This is a genomic window from Pseudomonas sp. NPDC089396 (assembly GCF_044749545.1).
Taxonomy (GTDB): Bacteria; Pseudomonadota; Gammaproteobacteria; order Pseudomonadales; family Pseudomonadaceae; genus Aquipseudomonas.
Map to the genome: position 1 here is coordinate 574,503 of NZ_JBIVIC010000002.1, position 16,740 is coordinate 591,242.

Sequence of the window (16,740 nt, forward strand, 5' to 3'; positions counted from 1 at the left end):
GCCGCAGCGGATTGGCAAGCTGAGGAGTAAGCACTAGAGTATGCGCGCGCAAAATGGCCTGGAACCTTTCGCACACCGCTGTCGCGTCTATTACGAAGATACCGATGCCGGTGGCGTGGTGTATTACGTCAACTACCTGAAATTCATGGAGCGCGCGCGTACCGAGCGGCTGCGACACCTGGGCTTTTCCCAGCAGCAACTGGCCGGGGACAACCTGTTGTTCGTGGTTCATTCCAGCGAAGCGCGCTATCACGCGCCGGCGCGCCTGGACGATGAGCTCCGGGTGACCGCGCAAGTACTTGAACTCAATCGCGCCAGCCTGCGTTTCGTACAGCAGGTCTGGCGAGAAAAGGATGAAACGCTGCTCTGCGAAGGGCAGTTCCTGGTGGCCGCCGTACGCGCCGACACTTTCAAACCCCGAGCCCTACCCCCGGAGCTGCGCGACGCCTTTATGGCGGACGGCTCGGGTAATCAATCGAATGCAGGAGAATAAGCGTGGAAGCTAACGTCGTCGACCATACCTCCATGTGGAGTCTGGTCAGCAATGCCAGCGTGGTGGTACAGCTGGTAATGCTGATCCTGGTGGCCGCCTCGGTCACCTCATGGATCATGATCTTCCAGCGCAGCACCATGCTGCGCGCCGGTCGTCGTGCGCTGGATGCCTTCGAGGAGCGCTTCTGGTCGGGTATCGACCTGTCCAAGCTGTACCGTCAGGCAGGCAGCAACCCAGACCCGGATTCGGGTGTGGAGCAGGTCTTCCGCGCCGGCTTCAAGGAATTCTCGCGCCTGCGCCAGCAGCCGGGCGTCGACCCTGATGCCGTGATGGAAGGTGTAGGCCGTGCCATGCGCGTGGCCATTTCGCGCGAAGAAGAAAAGCTCGAGCAAAGCCTGCCGTTCCTCGCCACCGTCGGTTCCACCAGCCCGTACATCGGCCTGTTCGGTACCGTCTGGGGCATCATGAACTCCTTCCGCGGCCTGGCCAGCGCACAGCAGGCCACCCTGGCCACTGTTGCTCCGGGTATCGCCGAAGCGCTGATCGCCACCGCCATCGGCCTGTTCGCGGCAATCCCTGCGGTAATCGCCTACAACCGTTTCGCTGCCCGCAGCGAAGTGCTGATCGGCCGTTACTACACCTTCGCCGACGAGTTCCAGGCGATCCTGCACCGCAAAGTGCACACCAGCGAAGAGTAATCAGGTAGAAACCCATGGCCCGAGTTCGCCACAAACGCAAGCCGGTCGCCGAGATGAACGTGGTGCCTTACATCGACGTGATGCTGGTGCTGCTGGTCATCTTCATGGTGACGGCCCCCATGCTCAACCAGGGGGTGAAGGTCGACCTGCCCAAGGTTTCCAGTGAAGCCTTGCCGCAGGACAACAACGTCCAGATCCTCACCATCTCCATCAAAGCCGACAAGACCTACTACTGGAACCTCGGCAGTGAAGTCGATACCGACAAACAGATGGACAAGGCCATGACCTTGCCCGACATGACCAGCGCGGTGACCAAGATCATTGCCGCCGGTCGCGACCAGGGCAAGCAGACCCAGGTCTTCATTCGTGGCGACAAGGCTGTCGACTACGGCGCGGTCATGGGTGCCATGGGCGGGTTGCAGAAGGCCGGTGTCGGTAACGTTGGCCTGATTACCGAGGCGCCCTGATGCAACAGCGAGAGCCATCCGCCTCGGAAAGCTACTTCTGGCCCAGCGTCTGGGCCATCGGCCTGCATGTGCTGGTGTTCGCGATGCTGTTCGTCAGCTTTGCCATGACGCCAGAGCTGCCGCCTTCCAAGCCGATCGTTCAGGCTACCCTGTATCAGCTCAAGTCCAAGAGCCAGGCGACTACCCAGACCAATCAGAAGATTGCCGGGGAAGCGAAGAAAACCGCCTCGCGCCAGACCGAAGTCGAGCAGTTGGAGCAGAAGAAGGTCGAGCAGGAGGCCATCAAGGCTGCGGAACAAAAGAAAGCTGACGCTGCTCAAAAGGCCGAAGAAGCTCGCGAAGCTGCCGAGGCGAAGAAAGCCGAGGCCGCCGAAGCCAAAAAAGCCGAGGCCGCGGAAGCCAAGAAAGCCGCCGAAGCCAAGAAGGCCGAGGAGGCGAAGAAGGCCGCCGAGAAGCAGCAGGCCGACATCGCCAAGAAGAAAGCTGAAGAAGAGGCCAAGAAGCAGGCCGAAGAAGAAGCCAAGAAACAAGCCGCCGAGGAGGCCAAGAAAAAGGCCGCCGAGGAAGCGAAGAAGAAAGCAGCCGAGGACGCCAAGAAGAAGACGGCGGCCGAGGACGCGAAGAAGAAGGCAGCTGAAGAGGCCAAGAAAAAGGCCGCTGCAGACGCCCAGAAGAAAAAGGCACAGGAAGCGGCCCGCAAGGCGGCGGAAGACAAGAAAGCCCAGGCCCTGGCCGAGCTGTTGTCCGACACCACCGAGCGGCAGCAGGCGCTGGCCGACGAGCAGGGTGACCAGGTGGCCGGCGACTTCGACGACCTGATCCGCTTGCGCGCGGCCGAGGGCTGGGCGCGACCACCTTCCGCGCGTAAGGGCATGACGGTGACCCTGCAGGTCAACATGTTGCCGGACGGCACTATCACCGGTGTTACCGTGATCCGCTCCAGTGGGGACGGTCCGTTTGACAGTTCGGCGGTGGCTGCGGTCAAGAACATTGGTCGTTTGACCGAGATGCAGGGTATGAAACCGAGCGATTTCAATCGTTATCGTTCGTTCAAGATGACATTTACACCTGAGGATCTAGCGTTGTGATTAAACTCCTTCGAGGAATGTTGGTCATGCTCTGCTGCGTGGCTGGCATGGCCATGGCAGAGGAAAAGAACATCCTGGTCACCAGCGGCAGCGATCGGGCCACGCCCATCGCGGTAGTGCCGTTCGGTCTGCAGGGTGGCAGCGTACTGCCGGAAGACATGGCCGACATCATCGGCAACGACCTGCGCAACTCCGGCTACTACTCGCCGATTCCGCGGCAGAACATGATCAGCCAGCCGACCCAGGCCAGCGAAGTCATCTTCCGCGACTGGAAAGCCCTGGGCGCCCAGTACGTGATGGTCGGCAGCATCGTGCCGTCGGGCGGCCGCCTGCAGGTGCAGTACGCGCTGTTCAACGTCGCCACCGAGCAGCAAGTGCTGACCGGTAGCGTCGCGGGCACCACCGACCAGCTGCGCGACATGTCGCACTACATCGCCGACCAGTCGTTCGAGAAGCTCACCGGCATCAAGGGTGCGTTCTCTACCCGCATGCTGTACGTGACTGCCGAGCGCTTCTCGACCAACAATACCCGCTACACCCTGCAGCGTTCGGACTACGACGGTGCACGTGCAGTGACGCTGCTGCAGTCGCGCGAGCCGATCCTGTCGCCGCGCTTCGCCCCGGATGGCAAGCGGATCGCCTATGTCTCGTTCGAGCAGAAGCGCCCACGCATCTTCGTCCAGCACATCGATACCGGTCGCCGCGAGCAGGTCACCAACTTCGAGGGCCTGAACGGTGCGCCGGCCTGGTCGCCTGATGGTTCGCGCCTGGCGTTCGTGCTGTCCAAGGACGGCAACCCGGACATCTATGTGATGAACGTGGCGTCTCGCCAGATCAGCCGTGTCACCGCCGGCCCGGGTATCAACACCGAGCCGTTCTGGGGCAAGGATGGCAACACCCTGTACTTCACCTCCGACCGTGGCGGCAAGCCGCAGATCTACAAACAGTCGGTCAGCGGTGGTGGTGCCGAGCGCGTGACTTTCGTGGGTAACTACAACGCCAACCCGAAACTTTCGGCGGACGAAAAGACCCTGGTAATGATTCATCGCCAGCAGGGTTTCACCAACTTCAAAGTGGCGGCACAAGACTTGCAACGCGGAAGTGTAAAGATTCTCTCCGAGACCAGTCTTGACGAGTCTCCCACTGTCGCGCCAAACGGCACCATGCTAATCTACGCCACCCGCCAGCAGGGCCGGGGAGTCTTGATGCTCGTGTCGCTTAATGGCCGCGTGAGGCTCCCACTTCCTACCGCTCAAGGCGAAGTCAGAGAACCGTCCTGGTCCCCTTACCTGAACTGATTGCGGCGTAATACTTTTGCTTAACACACTGGGGTTTCATTAGGAGTTTCACGATGGAAATGCTGAAGTTTGGTAAATTTGCTGCGCTGGCTCTGGCCATGGCCGTAGCTGTAGGTTGCTCCTCGAAAGGCGGTGACAACGCTGGTGAAGGCGCTGTTGATCCGAACGCTGGTTACGGCGCCAACACTGGTGCTGTCGACGGCTCCCTGAGCGAAGAAGCGGCCCTGCGCGCAATCACCACCTTCTACTTCGAATACGACAGCTCGGACCTGAAGCCAGAAGCCATGCGCGCTCTGGACGTTCACGCCAAGGACCTGAAGTCCAACGGCAACCGCGTTGTTCTGGAAGGCAACACCGACGAGCGCGGCACCCGCGAGTACAACATGGCTCTGGGTGAGCGTCGTGCCAAGGCCGTTCAACGTTACCTGGTTCTGCAGGGCGTTTCCCCTGCTCAGCTGGAACTGGTCTCCTACGGCGAAGAGCGTCCAGTTGCCACCGGCAACGACGAGCAGTCCTGGGCTCAGAACCGTCGCGTAGAACTGCGTAAGTAAGTTCCTATGCATAAGTGCCGTCGTGCTGTAACCGTCCTCGCACTCAGCCTTCCGCTTTCAGCGTGGGCTGCGGTTCCTGTAGTAGATGACAACGCAGGTGCTTACCCACCTTCGGGTTATGGCACGAGCGGCGCCTATGCCGGGGCAGGGGCTTCGACCCCTGCCTCGGCACAGGGCCAGCTGTTCATGCAGCTGCAACAGATGCAGGACCAGATCTCCCGCCAGCAAGGCATCATCGAAGAGTTGCAGAACGATGTGTCGCGCATGAAGCAGGAAAACCTGGAGCGTTACCAGGATCTGGACCGTCGCATCAACAGTGGTGGCGCGCCTGCCGCGACCCCCGATAATTCCTCCACCGGTGCAGCTCCCGATGCCGCCGCCGGTGCCGCAGCTGGCGCCGCAGGCGCTGCTGCACAACAACCGGCCGCCAGCAGCGAACCGGGCGATCCGGCGAAAGAAAAGCTGTACTACGACGCCGCTTTCGACCTGATCAAGCAGAAGGACTTCGACAAGGCCAGCCAGGCCTTCAATGCCTTCCTGCGCAAGTACCCAAACAGCCAGTACGCCGGCAATGCCCAGTACTGGTTGGGCGAGGTGAACCTGGCCAAGGGTGATCTTCCCGCTGCCAGCCAGGCCTTCGCCCAGGTCAGCCAGAAGTACCCCAAGCACAGCAAGGTGCCGGATTCCCTGTACAAGCTCGCTGACGTCGAGCGCCGCATGGGCCACACCGACAAGGTCAAGGGTATCCTGCAGCAAGTCATCACCCAGTATCCCGGCACCTCTGCCGCGCAGCTGGCGCAACGCGACCTGCAGAAGCTCTGAGCTGTGCCATTGGAAAGAAACCCGCGCTAGCCGCGGGTTTTTTCGTTAGAATCACAGCCCTTTTTTCGTAAACACGCTGCAGCGGATAACGCCTTGTCGAGTTCGCTGCAGTGCCTGACGGAGGCGGACAGCCTGTTTAGCTGTCACGCCCGTGGCGATCATGCAAGAAACACTACGCATCACCGAAGTCTTTTACTCGTTGCAGGGTGAAACGCGAACGGCTGGGCTGCCCACGGTATTCGTGCGCCTGACCGGTTGCCCTCTGCGCTGTCAGTATTGCGACAGTGCCTACGCCTTCAGTGGCGGCACCGTACGCACCCTCGACTCGATCATGGAGCAGGTGGCGGGCTTCAAGCCGCGCTATGTCTGCGTCACCGGTGGCGAGCCCTTGGCCCAGCCGAATGCCTTGCGGCTGCTGCAGCGCCTGTGCGATGCCGGCTATGAGGTTTCGCTGGAAACCAGCGGCGCGCTGGATATCTCGGCGACCGACGTGCGCGTCAGCCGTGTGGTCGACCTCAAGACCCCGGGCTCTGAAGAATCCCATCGCAATCTCTACGCGAACATCGAGCACCTGACCGCCAACGACCAGGTCAAGTTCGTCATCTGCTCCCGCGAGGACTATGACTGGGCAGTGTCCAAGCTGATCCAGTACAACCTCGCCGAGCGTGCCGGCGAGGTGCTGTTCTCGCCCAGCCACCACCAGGTGAACGCCAGTGAACTGGCCGACTGGATCGTTGCCGACAACCTGCCCGTGCGCTTCCAGATGCAGCTGCACAAGCTGCTGTGGAACGACGAACCCGGACGTTGAATTGAGAGTAAGAGCACATGACTGAGAAACGCGCAGTAATCCTGCTGTCTGGCGGCCTCGACTCGGCCACCGTCGTAGCCATGGCCAAGGCCGAGGGCTACAGCTGCTACACCATGAGCTTCGACTATGGCCAGCGCCACCGTGCCGAGCTGAATGCCGCTGCTCGCGTCGCCCGCGACCTGGGCGTGGTCGAGCACAAGGTGATTGGCCTGAACCTCGACGGCATCGGTGGCTCAGCCCTGACCGACAGCAGCATCGACGTGCCGGAAACCCCCGGCGAGGGCATCCCGGTCACTTACGTGCCGGCCCGCAACACGGTGTTCCTGTCCCTGGCGCTGGGCTGGGCGGAAGTGCTGCAAGCGCGCGATATCTTCATTGGTGTGAATGCCGTGGACTACTCCGGCTACCCGGACTGCCGCCCTGAGTTTGTCGAAGCGTTCGAACGCATGGCCAACCTGGCCACCAAGGCCGGTGTCGAGGGGCAGGGCTTCCGTATCCAGGCACCGCTGCAGAACCTGAGCAAGGCGCAGATCGTGCAGGCGGGCATCGCGCGTGGTGTCGACTACAGCCTGACGGTTTCCTGCTACCAGGCCGACGACGAAGGGCGCGCCTGTGGCAAGTGCGACAGCTGCCGCCTGCGCGCGGACGGCTTCAACGCAGCCGGGGTGGAGGATCCAACCCGTTATTTTTGAAAAAAGTTTTGATGGGGTGTTGATTTCCCGTTAGAAATCAGTATTATACGCGCCATCCAACGGGTCGTTAGCTCAGTTGGTAGAGCAGTTGGCTTTTAACCAATTGGTCGTAGGTTCGAATCCTACACGACCCACCATATGCAGTAAGTCAAAGCCCGCTACCGGAAACGGTGGCGGGCTTTGTCGTTTCTGGCGTTCTGTCGTGGCCTCATCGCCGGCAAGCCGGCTCCCACAGGGTGTTCACTGCCCTCAATGGCTGTGCAGATCCTGTGGGAGCCGGCTTGCCGGCGATTGGGCCGCAGAGCGGCCCCTATTCCGCCCACTCCGGATCCCCGGTGAACACCACGGTGATCCAGCGATCCGGCCCTTCGCCACCCACGGCATCGCCAATCTCGTTGCGCAGCGCGTCCCACTCGTCGATGGACTTGGCGCCCATGCTCTTGGGCACGATGAAGTACAGTTCGATTTCCCGCGAGCGCCCAACCTTGGCCACATAGGCCCGGTAGGACTGCAGCCCGTGCTTGCTGACGAACGCCCGCGACACTTCGTCCACGTGCTGCTTGAGGTCGCCTGGCGTCACCAGGAAGATTTCCGACATGGCCTGGCGCACCACCGACAGCGGCAGCGGGATGATCACCAGGCACACCAGTGCCAGCACCGCCGGGTCAATGTAAGGCGACACCCATTCCCACTGCGTGCCCTGCACCGCGTAGCCGAAGCAGAAGGCGATCAGCAAGGCTGCGGTAATGCTCGCCGACATGATCCAGCCCTTGACGTCCATACGCACGAAGTCGGATTTCAGTTTGCGGTTGGCGCGGTTCTCGACCACGGCGATGGTGGCGCAGGCGATCACGGTCAGTACCGCGTAGATCATCGCGATGCCGAACTCCAGGTGGCGACCGCCTTCGAGCAGGCTGCTGACGGCGTTGATCAGCGCGTAGATGGCCACGCCGCTGAGCAGGATGCCGTTGAGCGCCAGGACCATCGGTTCCAGGTGCCAGAAGCCCATGGTGAAGCGCTCGCGTAGCTTGCGTGACAGCTGCAGGCTGGTGGCGTGCGAAGTGATCAGCTTGACCACCACCAGGGACAGACCGCTCATGCTGGCGTCGACCAGCGAGTAGACGCCGTCGAAGACGATCGAGAACGAGCCTGAAGCCAGGCCGAAGGCGATGCCGATGGTGGCGATGAACAGGGTGACGGCGATCGAGGTGCGTAGCAGGCCCTGTTCGCTGGTGATGTCGAAGAAGGGTGGTTTGTTGGGTGATTCCATGGGTAAAACTCATTCAAAAAGGTTGTGGCCCTATCGCCGGCAAGCCGGCTCCCACAGGTGAAGCACAGTCTTCAAAACCTGTGCCGTACCTGTGGGAGCCGGCTTGCCGGCGATAGGGCCCGTACAGACTAGACGCGAAACTGTTCCATCAAAGCCTGTTGCTGATTGGCCAATCGGTTCAATGCCTGACTGATCCGCGCCGATTCATCCGCCTGGCCCGACAGCGATTCTGTCACATCGCGGATCCCGGCCACGTTGCGGTTCACTTCCTCGGCCACGGCGCTCTGTTCCTCCGCCGCCGAGGCAATCTGCAGGTTCATGTCGCTGATCACCGCCACCGCTTCGCCAATCCGTTGCAAGGCCGGCAGCGCCTGCTCCATGCGCGTTGCACTGGCCTGCGCCTGGCGCTGGCCAGCGTGCATGGCGCCGACCACATCCTGGGTGCCTTGTTGCAGGCCTTCGATCACCTGGCGGATTTCTTCCACCGACACCTGGGTGCGCCGGGCCAGGGTGCGCACCTCGTCGGCGACGACAGCGAAGCCGCGCCCGGCTTCCCCGGCGCGCGCCGCTTCGATGGCCGCGTTGAGTGCCAGCAGGTTGGTCTGCTCGGCAATGGAGCGGATCACCTCCAGTACCGAGCCGATCTGCTCGCTACGACTCTCCAGGGCGCGGGCCTCATCCACGGCCGTATTCATCCCGGCCGTCAGCTGGTCGATGGCCTCGCGGGTGCTGGCGATCAGTTGCAAGCCCTCGCGACTGGCCTGGTCGGCACCGCGTGCTGCCTGAGCTGCCTGGGCGGCGTTGTGGGCGACATCCTGGGCCGTGGCGCTCATTTCATTGGCGGCCGTCGCGACCTGCTCGATTTCGCGTTGCTGCTGCTGCATGCCACTGCTGGTCTGGCTGGCGATGGCCGCCGACTGGTCAGCGGTGCCGCGGGCTTCGAGCAGCGACCCCTTGACCTGGGCAATCACCGGTTGCAGCTTGTCGAGGAAGCGGTTGAACCAGCCGCTGAGCTGGCCCAGTTCATCCTGTCGGGCGTATTCCAGGCGGCGGGTGAGGTCGCCTTCGCCGCTGGCGATGTCTTCCAGCCGCGCGGCTACGGCCAGGATCGGCCGGGTCACGCCACGCGCGGTCAGCCAGACCAGCAGCAGACCGAGTACCGCAGCGCCAAGGCCGATCAGCAGGCCGTTCAGGTTGGCGCTCTGGTTGTGCGCGTCCAGGCGCTGGTTGAGGGCCACGGCGGGCGCCTGGAGCACGGCCTCAGGCAGCTCCAGAAACACTTGCCAAGGGGCTGCGCCGGGGATCGGCGAGAACGGCCGGGCGACCCGCAACAGGCCGCTGGCCACGGCCTGGTCCAGCGGTGCGCCCAGCTTCGAGCTGTCGCGGCTGTGGCCGGCCAGCAGGCCGCTGGCGCTGACGATACTGACCTGGCCCTGGCCGTCGAACAGGTCTTGGCGGCCTTCCAGGCTCAACTGCTGCAGGTTGTCCAGGCCGATGTCCAGGCCGACCACGCCGACCACCTTGCCATTCTCCAGCAGTGGCAGCGCGATGCTGGTCATCAGCACCTGGTGGCCATTGACCTCGTCCAGGTAGGGTTCCAGCACGCAGGCTTTGGCCGTCTCCTCAGGGCAGGTCAGCCAGCGGTTCTTGGGGGCGCCGTTGGTGCCGAGGCTGCTGTCGTTGAGCATCGATTCGGGCATGGCCTCGAGTTCCAACGTGCCTGGGCGTGGTTGCGACCAGTACAGCGAGAAGCGCCCGCTTTCGTTGCTGCCGAGCGCGTCCTGGCCGACGAATTGACTGTCCTGATGGTCCAGTGCGTTGGGCTGGTACACCAGGTACAGGCCGATCACGTCGGGGTTGCCGGCAAGGCTGGCGTGGGCCTGGCGGGTCAGCTCGGCGCGCAGGTCGCTGCCGCCACGGGCCTTGAGTACCTGTGCCAGGCGGGCGAAGCCATTGGCGTACTGGTAGCCATCCATGAAGTAGCGCTGGATACGCAGGGCCTGGGTTTCGGCGTGGGCTTGCAGGCGCAGGCGTGCGCTGAGATCGAGCATTTCGCTGTTGGCCTGGCTGACCAGGGCCGCGCTACGCCGAGCCTGGGTCAGCGAGGTGGCCACCAGCAAGGCGACGATGGCCAGCAGGCAGAGGCCGGCGAGCAGGGTGATCTTCCATTGGATGGACAGGCGGCGCAGCGGCATCTTGGCTTTCCTTATCGAAGATGAACAACGCCCGCGTTCAGGCGCGGGCGTTGTCGGTGGCAAGTGTCATTCGGCGACGTAGTTCGGCGGTGCGACCCGGAAGGCCTTGGTCAGCCAGGCCAGGTACACCAGCCCCAGCAACGCCCAGAGGCCGCCAAACACCAGCGAGTGCTCATTGAGGTCGAGCCAGAGCTTGGCAATGATGCAGAAGCCGATGGTCGGCAGCACCAGGTACTTCAACTTGTTGGCCAGCCCCTGGCGGTTGCCTTCGCGCAGGTAGCAGTGGCAGATCACCGACAGGTTGACGAAGCTGAAGGCCACCAGCGCGCCGAAGTTGATGATCGAGGTGGCGGTCACCAGGTCGAAGTAGATGGCCGACAGGGCAATCACGCCGACCACGGCAATGTTCACCACCGGGGTCTTGTAACGCGAGTGCAGGCGAGCGAACACGCTGCTGGGGATCACGTTGTCACGGCCCATGACGTACAGCAGGCGCGACACGCTGGTCTGCGAGGCCAGGCCCGAGGCGATGGTATTGATCACGGTGCAGGCAATGAAGATCGACTGGAACAGCTTGCCACCGACGTACAGGGCGATTTCCGGCAAGGCCGCTTCCGGGTCGTGGAAGCGGGCGTTGTTGGGGAAGTACGCCTGCATGAAGTACGACACCGCGATGAACACCACGCCGCCGATCAGGGCGGTGAGGAAGATTGCCCGCGGGATGATCTTGCCCGGGTCCTTGGTTTCTTCCGACAGGCAGGTGACCGCGTCGAAGCCCAGGAACGAGAAGCACAGGATGGTCGCGCCGGCAGCCAGGGCACTGAACTGCGTCTGCGAGTCGGTAAAGGGTGTCAGGCTCCAGGTGGTGCCCAGCCCTTCGCCTTGGCCCAGGCCGCGCACGCAGAGGTAGATGAACACCGACATGATCACCAGCTGCACGACCACGAACAGCAGGTTGAAGTGCGCCACCAGGTTGATGCTGCGCATGTTGATCAGGCTGATCAGGGTGACGAAGCCGGCCACCCACATCCACTCCGGCACCTCAGGGAACATGGCCGAGAGGTAAAGCTTGGCCAGCAGCGCGTTGACCATGGGCAGCAACAGGTAGTCGAGCAGCGACGACCAACCGACCAGGAAGCCTACGTGAGGGTTGATGGCGCGTTGGGTATAGGTGTAGGCCGAACCCGACTGTGGGAAGCGACGCACCAGGGTTCCGTAACTCACGGCAGTGAACAGGACGCCGGCCAAGGCCAGCAGGTAGGCGCTGGGAACGTGACCGGAAGTAATGCCGGAAACGATGCCGAAAGTGTCGAACACGGTCATTGGCGTGAGGTATGCCAAGCCGATGATGACCACGTGCCAGAGGCGCAGGGATTTACGGAATTGGCCGTTGCCGGTGGCGTTGTGGTCAGTCTGCATGCTGGTGTGGCTCCATGTTGTTCACCTTTTTTGTTTGGAGCAGAGGTAGGCGCGGGCTAGGCGCCGATGTCAGGCTGGCAGTGCCTTGACGAGGAGAGTGAAGCGTGCGGGCAGGGGCATCCGAGCATCATGACGGCGCGACTTTTTCTTCTTCGTGGATCGGGCGCTGGGCGAGGTGGTGAAAATAAAAAACGATGGGCCCATGGGTGTCAAGTTAAATATGACAAGATGTTACGAAATTGAAATTTTTATCGATTAAAAGGCCGAAATGTTCACTTTGCGCGCGGTTTTTTGCGGATTTGAATCGACTTTGATGTTCGTAAAAATGAACGACTGGGAGGTTTTCCCGTCCTGCGTAGGGCATTTCTTAAAGCGCGAATTTGCTTCAGCTGCGAGCACCGGATCGAAGCTGCAGTGATATTCTTTTGCCCTCTGCACGACCATCGGGTCGCGTGCAAGCCATACGGACATCGAACGGTTCTATTCATGAAGAAATCAGTAGGCATCCTTTCCGGCCTGGCCATCGCCATTGCCGTCGCAACCACCGCTGGCGCCTGGTACACCGGCAAGCAGCTGCCCACGGAACTGGAACGCTCCGTCAACCTTGCCAATGCCGAGCTGAAGAAGGTCCTGGTGGGTACTGGCGGCAGCATGATCATCGAGCGGGTCGGGTTGGAGCAGCACTTCTTCTCCAGCACTGCGCAATACCGGCTCAAGGCCAAGGACATCAACCTTGGCGATGGCAGTGGCGATGCGGTCAACTTCGAAGTCGGCTTCACCGACCAGATCGAGCATGGCCCATTCCCCTGGTCGCGGGTCAAGGCGCTGAAGCTCATGCCGGTCATGGCCACCAGCAACACTGTGCTGCAGAAAGACGACTTCACGGCCCCTTGGTTCGCCGCCACCGGTGAACAGCCGCCGATCACCACGCATGTCAGCCTGGGCTACGGCGGCAGTGCTGACAGCACCATCCAGCTGGCGCCGTTCAAAATCAACCAGGCCAACGGCAGCAGCATCGATTTTTCGGGGTTGAAGCTGGAGGCCACGGGTGACAAGGATGGCAAGGCATCCAAGTTCCAGGGTGCCGCCGAGCGCCTGGACATCAAGCTGGTGGGCGAAGACCACCCGCCGGCGACCTTCGAGCTCCAGGGCTTGAAGATCGACGGCAAGCTGGCGGCTACCGAGCATGAAATGATTTACGTCGGCAATATCGACCTGCACCTGGCGCAGGCCAAAGCCACCCTGGGGCCGAAGCAGCAAGTGCTGTTGCTCAAAAACCTCGAGCAGAATGTCGTGCAGACCCTCGACGGCCCCAACACCCTCGGTGGGCGAGTGGATTACAAGGTGTCGGACATTACCTGGGACGGCCGCGCGGTCGGCAGCGGGCAGATGGCGGTGACCATCAAGTCGCTCAATGCCCCGGCCTTCCAGGCGCTGTCGCTGTGGTACCAGGCACATTTGCCGGAGTTCGAGGCGGCGGCTGCGGCAGGCCAGCCGGTGCCGGAAATCCGCATGAACGAGGCGGAAAAGGCCAAGTTCCAGGGCAACCTGCAGCAGTTGCTGGCGTCCAAGCCGCAGCTGGCGGTGGAGAACCTGTCGTTCAAGACCGCCAATGGCGAGAGCCGCTTCAACCTGTCGATGGATTTCGCCAGCCCGACTTCCTTCGATTTGCCGCCTGACCAACTGAGCAAGCAGCTGATCACCCAGGTCAAGAGCAAGCTCTCGCTGTCCAAGCCGATGATCGGTGACCTGGCGACCCTGCAGGCCTTGCTGGAAGGGCAGACCGACGCTCAGGCGATTGCCATGCAGTCCAGCCAGGCCGGTGAAATGGTCGGCATGATGGCGCTGCAGAGCGGCATGGCCACCGTGCAGGGCAATGAGGTGGTGTCGAGCCTGCACTATGCCGACGGCATGGTCGACTTCAACGGCAAGAAGATGACCGTCGAGGCGTTTGCCATGATCCTGGCGGCGCACTTTGCGGCGATGCAGCCTCAGGGCTGATCTGTAGGGCCTATCGCCGGCAAGCCGGCTCCCACAGGTACAACACTGCCCGATGGCTCGGTGCGATCCCTGTGGGAGCTGGCTTGCCGGCGATAGGGCCCCTGCAGGCAACACAAAAACCCCTTTAGAAATCCCTTGTTTGTCTGTAGCCTTCGGCGTCCGATAATAATCCGCGCCCGCAGAGGGCCGTGGCGGCGTGCTAGCCGTCCGGCACCCTTAGCCGATCTGTCAGGGCCGGGTGGTACACTCGATTTGACGCGCACGCGCGCCTGCAGGTCCAGCGATCATGACCCAGATTTCCGAACGCCTGTTGGTTCAGGCCCACCTTGATGCCAAGCAGCCCAATCCGCTGACCGCCGAGCAGGAGGCCGAATACCGTGCGGCCATCGCTGCCGAGCTGAAGGCGCAGAATGCCGTATTGGTCGCCCATTACTACTGCGATCCGGTCATCCAGGCGCTGGCCGAAGAAACCGGTGGTTGCGTATCCGACTCATTGGAAATGGCCCGCTTCGGCAAGAATCACCCGGCTGACACCGTGATCGTCGCCGGCGTGCGCTTCATGGGCGAAACGGCCAAGATCCTCACCCCGGAAAAACGCGTGCTCATGCCGACCCTGGAGGCTACCTGCTCGCTCGACCTGGGCTGCCCGGTCGAAGAGTTCTCGGCCTTCTGCGACCAGCACCCCGAGCGTACCGTGGTGGTCTATGCCAATACCTCGGCTGCCGTCAAAGCGCGGGCTGACTGGGTGGTGACCTCGAGCTGCGCGCTCGAAATCGTCGAAAGCCTGATGGATAACGGCGAAACCATCATCTGGGGGCCGGACCAGCACCTGGGCCGCTATATCCAGAAGCAGACCGGTGCCGACATGCTGCTGTGGGACGGTGCCTGCATCGTCCACGAAGAGTTCAAGTCGCGCCAGCTGGCCGACATGAAGGCGCTGTACCCGGATGCTGCGATTCTGGTGCACCCCGAGTCGCCGGAGTCGGTGATCGAACTGGCCGACGCGGTTGGCTCCACCAGCCAGTTGATCAAGGCCGCGCAGACGCTGCCGAACAAGACCTTCATCGTCGCCACCGATCGCGGCATCTTCTACAAGATGAAGCAGTTGTGCCCGGACAAGGAGTTCGTCGAGGCGCCGACTGCCGGTAACGGCGCGGCCTGCCGCAGCTGCGCGCATTGTCCGTGGATGGCGATGAATACCCTGGAGCGGGTGCTGGATTGCTTGCGCACGGGTAGTAACGAGATCTTTGTTGATCCGGCGCTGGTGCCGAAGGCGATCAAGCCTTTGAACCGGATGCTCGACTTTACCCAGGCGGCGCGGCTGAAGCTTTCCGGTAACGCTTGATATTGTTGGGGCCGCTTTGCGGCCCTTTCGCGACACAAGGCCGCTCCTACACAGACGCTGCAACCCTTGTAGGAGCGGCCTTGTGTCGCGAAAGGGGCGCAAAGCGCCCCCAAAATGCTCAACGCCCCATCATCTCCTGAACCATACGCCGCTGTTCCATGATCTCCCGCTGACGCTGGTCGATCTGCGAGGCCAACGGGAAGTTGTTGCCCGCGCGGCGCTTGGCGTAATCCAGCTGCTGGATCGCCTGGTCGAAATCCCCCACCAAGGTGAAGTACTCGGCCCGCGCCCGGTGCAGCCCAATGGTATTGCCCGACAAACCGCGCACCTCGGCCATGTCGTACCACACGTCCGGATCGTCCGGGCGGCTCTTGATCAGGTCGTTCAGTACCTTCTCCGCCTCGTCTGGCTTGTTCTGCTTGACCAGCAGGTCGGCGCGCACCTGCTTCAGCGGGTAGTTGCCCGGATACAAGCCTTGCAGGCGCTGGGCCCGCTGCTGGGCATCGGCCAGGCGGTTGTTGGTGATGTCCAGGTCGATCTGCGCCAGGTTGTAGGTGATGTCGTTGGGCGCCTTGGCCAGCAGCGGCTTGAGGTTCTCGCGCGCTTCATTGAGCTGGCCGCCCTTGATCTGGGCCAGGGCCAACCCGTAGCGGGCAGCATCGAGCTTGGGGTCATCATCGAGCTGGGTGCGGAAACGCTTGGCCGCAAGGCCTGGCGTTTCTTCGTAGATGAGGGCCACGCGAGCGCGAATCAGCTGGTAACGCTGGCTGTCCTCTACGCCGCCCTTGGGCGCCTGCTCGGCGCGGTTGCGGGTATCGGCGATACGCGATTCGGTCACCGGGTGAGTCAGCAGAAATTCCGGCGGCTTGGCGCCATAACGGTACTGCTGCGCCAGGCGTTCGAACATGGTCGGCATGTTGCGCGGGTCGTAACCTGCCTTTTCCAGGTTCTGGATGCCGATACGGTCTGCTTCCTGTTCGTTCTGCCGCGAGAAGCGCCGCTGTTCCTGGATCGCCGCCGCCTGGGTACCGGCAATCATGCCGATACCGGCATCGCCAGCGCCACCTGCAGCCATCACGATACCGGCGAGCAACGCCGCCATCATCGGCAACTGCATGCGTTGCTGGGCTTCGACGCCGCGGGCGAAATGGCGTTGCGACAAGTGCGCCAGTTCGTGCGCCAGTACCGAGGCGTACTCACCTTCGGTACGGGCATTGAGGAACAGGCCACCGTTGACCCCGACGATTCCGCCGGGGGCGGCGAAGGCGTTGAGTTCACGGCTGTCGATGAGGATGAACTCAAGGCGCCGGTCCTGCAGCTGGCTGGTTTCGGCCAGGCGGTACACGGTGGTCTCGACGTAGTCCTTGAGCTGCGGATCGTTCAACTGGTTGACGTTACCGCGCAACAGGCTCAGCCAGGCGCGGCCGAGCTGATGTTCCTGTTGCGGCGAGACGATTGCGGAACTGGCGTCGCCCAATGACGGCAGGTCGTCAGCATGGCCGGGGAGGGCCATCAGGCAGGCCAGCGTCAGCAGGGTAGGGCGCAGTAGATTCATGCATGAAGCTCGCGTCGGATAAAGGCTCTACTGTAGCC

Annotated in this window: 16 protein-coding genes, 1 tRNA gene and 1 pseudogene; 12 read left to right on the plus strand and 6 right to left on the minus strand. The window is 62.2% G+C overall.

Translation table 11 applies throughout. From position 1 onward, the window contains the following. Positions 1-40: 40 nt before the first annotated feature. The 10 genes from ybgC (at position 41) to ACIPZB_RS05700 (ending at position 7,054) form a co-directional block, all read left to right on the plus strand. Positions 41-493: a tol-pal system-associated acyl-CoA thioesterase gene (gene ybgC, locus ACIPZB_RS05655; RefSeq protein ID WP_008090217.1), complete on the plus strand. Its 453-nt coding sequence runs from the start codon at positions 41-43 to the stop codon at positions 491-493. A 2-nt stretch (positions 494-495) separates the two neighbouring features. Next, positions 496-1,191, plus strand: coding sequence for a protein TolQ (gene tolQ / locus ACIPZB_RS05660; RefSeq protein ID WP_008090219.1), 696 nt, complete (start codon positions 496-498; stop codon positions 1,189-1,191). Positions 1,192-1,205: 14 nt separating this feature from the next. After that, entirely contained in the window at positions 1,206-1,658 is a 453-nt protein-coding gene (gene tolR, locus ACIPZB_RS05665) for a protein TolR (protein ID WP_008090221.1), read from the plus strand. Then, positions 1,658-2,746, plus strand: coding sequence for a cell envelope integrity protein TolA (tolA, locus tag ACIPZB_RS05670; RefSeq protein ID WP_400639312.1), 1,089 nt, complete (start codon positions 1,658-1,660; stop codon positions 2,744-2,746). Before tolR ends, tolA begins: the two co-directional genes overlap by 1 nt. Before the next feature lie 26 nt (positions 2,747-2,772). After that, the gene (tolB, locus tag ACIPZB_RS05675) at positions 2,773-4,044 is read left to right on the plus strand and encodes a Tol-Pal system beta propeller repeat protein TolB (protein WP_008090225.1); all 1,272 of its coding nucleotides are present in this window, start codon (positions 2,773-2,775) and stop codon (positions 4,042-4,044) included. A gap of 53 nt (positions 4,045-4,097) precedes the next feature. After that, on the plus strand, positions 4,098-4,595 hold the full coding sequence (pal, locus tag ACIPZB_RS05680) for a peptidoglycan-associated lipoprotein Pal (RefSeq protein ID WP_008090230.1): 498 nt from the start codon (positions 4,098-4,100) through the stop codon (positions 4,593-4,595). Positions 4,596-4,601: 6 nt separating this feature from the next. Beyond that, on the plus strand, positions 4,602-5,417 hold the full coding sequence (gene ybgF / locus ACIPZB_RS05685; RefSeq protein ID WP_400639314.1) for a tol-pal system protein YbgF: 816 nt from the start codon (positions 4,602-4,604) through the stop codon (positions 5,415-5,417). A gap of 160 nt (positions 5,418-5,577) precedes the next feature. Continuing rightward, positions 5,578-6,225: a 7-carboxy-7-deazaguanine synthase QueE gene (queE, locus tag ACIPZB_RS05690; RefSeq protein WP_400639315.1), complete on the plus strand. Its 648-nt coding sequence runs from the start codon at positions 5,578-5,580 to the stop codon at positions 6,223-6,225. Between the two features lie 17 nt (positions 6,226-6,242). Continuing rightward, positions 6,243-6,917: a 7-cyano-7-deazaguanine synthase QueC gene (queC, locus tag ACIPZB_RS05695; protein ID WP_400639316.1), complete on the plus strand. Its 675-nt coding sequence runs from the start codon at positions 6,243-6,245 to the stop codon at positions 6,915-6,917. A 61-nt stretch (positions 6,918-6,978) separates the two neighbouring features. Then, positions 6,979-7,054 (plus strand) — tRNA-Lys (locus ACIPZB_RS05700). 173 nt (positions 7,055-7,227) lie between these two features. On the opposite strand, the gene ACIPZB_RS05705 is transcribed toward ACIPZB_RS05700, so the two are convergent. The 5 genes and pseudogenes from ACIPZB_RS05705 to ACIPZB_RS05725 form a co-directional block, all read right to left on the minus strand. After that, the gene (locus ACIPZB_RS05705; protein ID WP_400639317.1) at positions 7,228-8,187 is read right to left on the minus strand and encodes a cation diffusion facilitator family transporter; all 960 of its coding nucleotides are present in this window, start codon (positions 8,185-8,187) and stop codon (positions 7,228-7,230) included. Positions 8,188-8,315: 128 nt separating this feature from the next. After that, the gene (locus ACIPZB_RS05710) at positions 8,316-9,071 is read right to left on the minus strand and encodes a methyl-accepting chemotaxis protein (protein WP_400639369.1); all 756 of its coding nucleotides are present in this window, start codon (positions 9,069-9,071) and stop codon (positions 8,316-8,318) included. A 102-nt stretch (positions 9,072-9,173) separates the two neighbouring features. After that, positions 9,174-10,382: pseudogene (locus tag ACIPZB_RS05715) on the minus strand (HAMP domain-containing protein); the annotation flags it as partial. Between the two features lie 66 nt (positions 10,383-10,448). Further along, positions 10,449-11,801, minus strand: coding sequence for an APC family permease (locus ACIPZB_RS05720; RefSeq protein ID WP_400639319.1), 1,353 nt, complete (start codon positions 11,799-11,801; stop codon positions 10,449-10,451). A 255-nt stretch (positions 11,802-12,056) separates the two neighbouring features. After that, a complete protein-coding gene (locus ACIPZB_RS05725) occupies positions 12,057-12,272 on the minus strand; it encodes a hypothetical protein (RefSeq protein ID WP_400639320.1) in 216 nt (71 codons plus the stop codon). A 15-nt stretch (positions 12,273-12,287) separates the two neighbouring features. On the opposite strand from ACIPZB_RS05725, the gene ACIPZB_RS05730 reads away from it, so the two are divergent. Both ACIPZB_RS05730 and nadA read left to right on the plus strand, forming a co-directional pair. Further along, positions 12,288-13,802, plus strand: a complete 1,515-nt coding sequence (locus ACIPZB_RS05730; RefSeq protein WP_400639321.1) for a YdgA family protein — start codon at positions 12,288-12,290, stop codon at positions 13,800-13,802. 286 nt (positions 13,803-14,088) lie between these two features. Beyond that, positions 14,089-15,147, plus strand: a complete 1,059-nt coding sequence (gene nadA / locus ACIPZB_RS05735; protein WP_008093460.1) for a quinolinate synthase NadA — start codon at positions 14,089-14,091, stop codon at positions 15,145-15,147. A gap of 118 nt (positions 15,148-15,265) precedes the next feature. On the opposite strand, the gene ACIPZB_RS05740 is transcribed toward nadA, so the two are convergent. Beyond that, positions 15,266-16,702: a M48 family metalloprotease gene (locus tag ACIPZB_RS05740; protein ID WP_400639322.1), complete on the minus strand. Its 1,437-nt coding sequence runs from the start codon at positions 16,700-16,702 to the stop codon at positions 15,266-15,268. Positions 16,703-16,740: the final 38 nt, after the last annotated feature.

Excerpts from the sequence above, each read along its gene's own strand:
- ybgC (WP_008090217.1), top strand. The coding sequence starts at position 41 with ATGCGCGCGCAAAATGGCCTGGAACCTTTCGCACACCGCTGTCGCGTC.
- tolR (WP_008090221.1), top strand. The coding sequence starts at position 1,206 with ATGGCCCGAGTTCGCCACAAACGCAAGCCGGTCGCCGAGATGAACGTG.
- tolA (WP_400639312.1), top strand. The coding sequence starts at position 1,658 with ATGCAACAGCGAGAGCCATCCGCCTCGGAAAGCTACTTCTGGCCCAGC.
- tolB (WP_008090225.1), top strand. The coding sequence starts at position 2,773 with ATGCTCTGCTGCGTGGCTGGCATGGCCATGGCAGAGGAAAAGAACATC.
- pal (WP_008090230.1), top strand. The coding sequence starts at position 4,098 with ATGGAAATGCTGAAGTTTGGTAAATTTGCTGCGCTGGCTCTGGCCATG.
- ybgF (WP_400639314.1), top strand. The coding sequence starts at position 4,602 with ATGCATAAGTGCCGTCGTGCTGTAACCGTCCTCGCACTCAGCCTTCCG.
- queE (WP_400639315.1), top strand. The coding sequence starts at position 5,578 with ATGCAAGAAACACTACGCATCACCGAAGTCTTTTACTCGTTGCAGGGT.
- queC (WP_400639316.1), top strand. The coding sequence starts at position 6,243 with ATGACTGAGAAACGCGCAGTAATCCTGCTGTCTGGCGGCCTCGACTCG.
- ACIPZB_RS05705 (WP_400639317.1), bottom strand. The coding sequence starts at position 8,187 with ATGGAATCACCCAACAAACCACCCTTCTTCGACATCACCAGCGAACAG.
- ACIPZB_RS05710 (WP_400639369.1), bottom strand. The coding sequence starts at position 9,071 with ATGCAGCAGCAGCAACGCGAAATCGAGCAGGTCGCGACGGCCGCCAAT.
- ACIPZB_RS05720 (WP_400639319.1), bottom strand. The coding sequence starts at position 11,801 with ATGCAGACTGACCACAACGCCACCGGCAACGGCCAATTCCGTAAATCC.
- ACIPZB_RS05725 (WP_400639320.1), bottom strand. The coding sequence starts at position 12,272 with ATGTCCGTATGGCTTGCACGCGACCCGATGGTCGTGCAGAGGGCAAAA.
- ACIPZB_RS05730 (WP_400639321.1), top strand. The coding sequence starts at position 12,288 with ATGAAGAAATCAGTAGGCATCCTTTCCGGCCTGGCCATCGCCATTGCC.
- nadA (WP_008093460.1), top strand. The coding sequence starts at position 14,089 with ATGACCCAGATTTCCGAACGCCTGTTGGTTCAGGCCCACCTTGATGCC.
- ACIPZB_RS05740 (WP_400639322.1), bottom strand. The coding sequence starts at position 16,702 with ATGAATCTACTGCGCCCTACCCTGCTGACGCTGGCCTGCCTGATGGCC.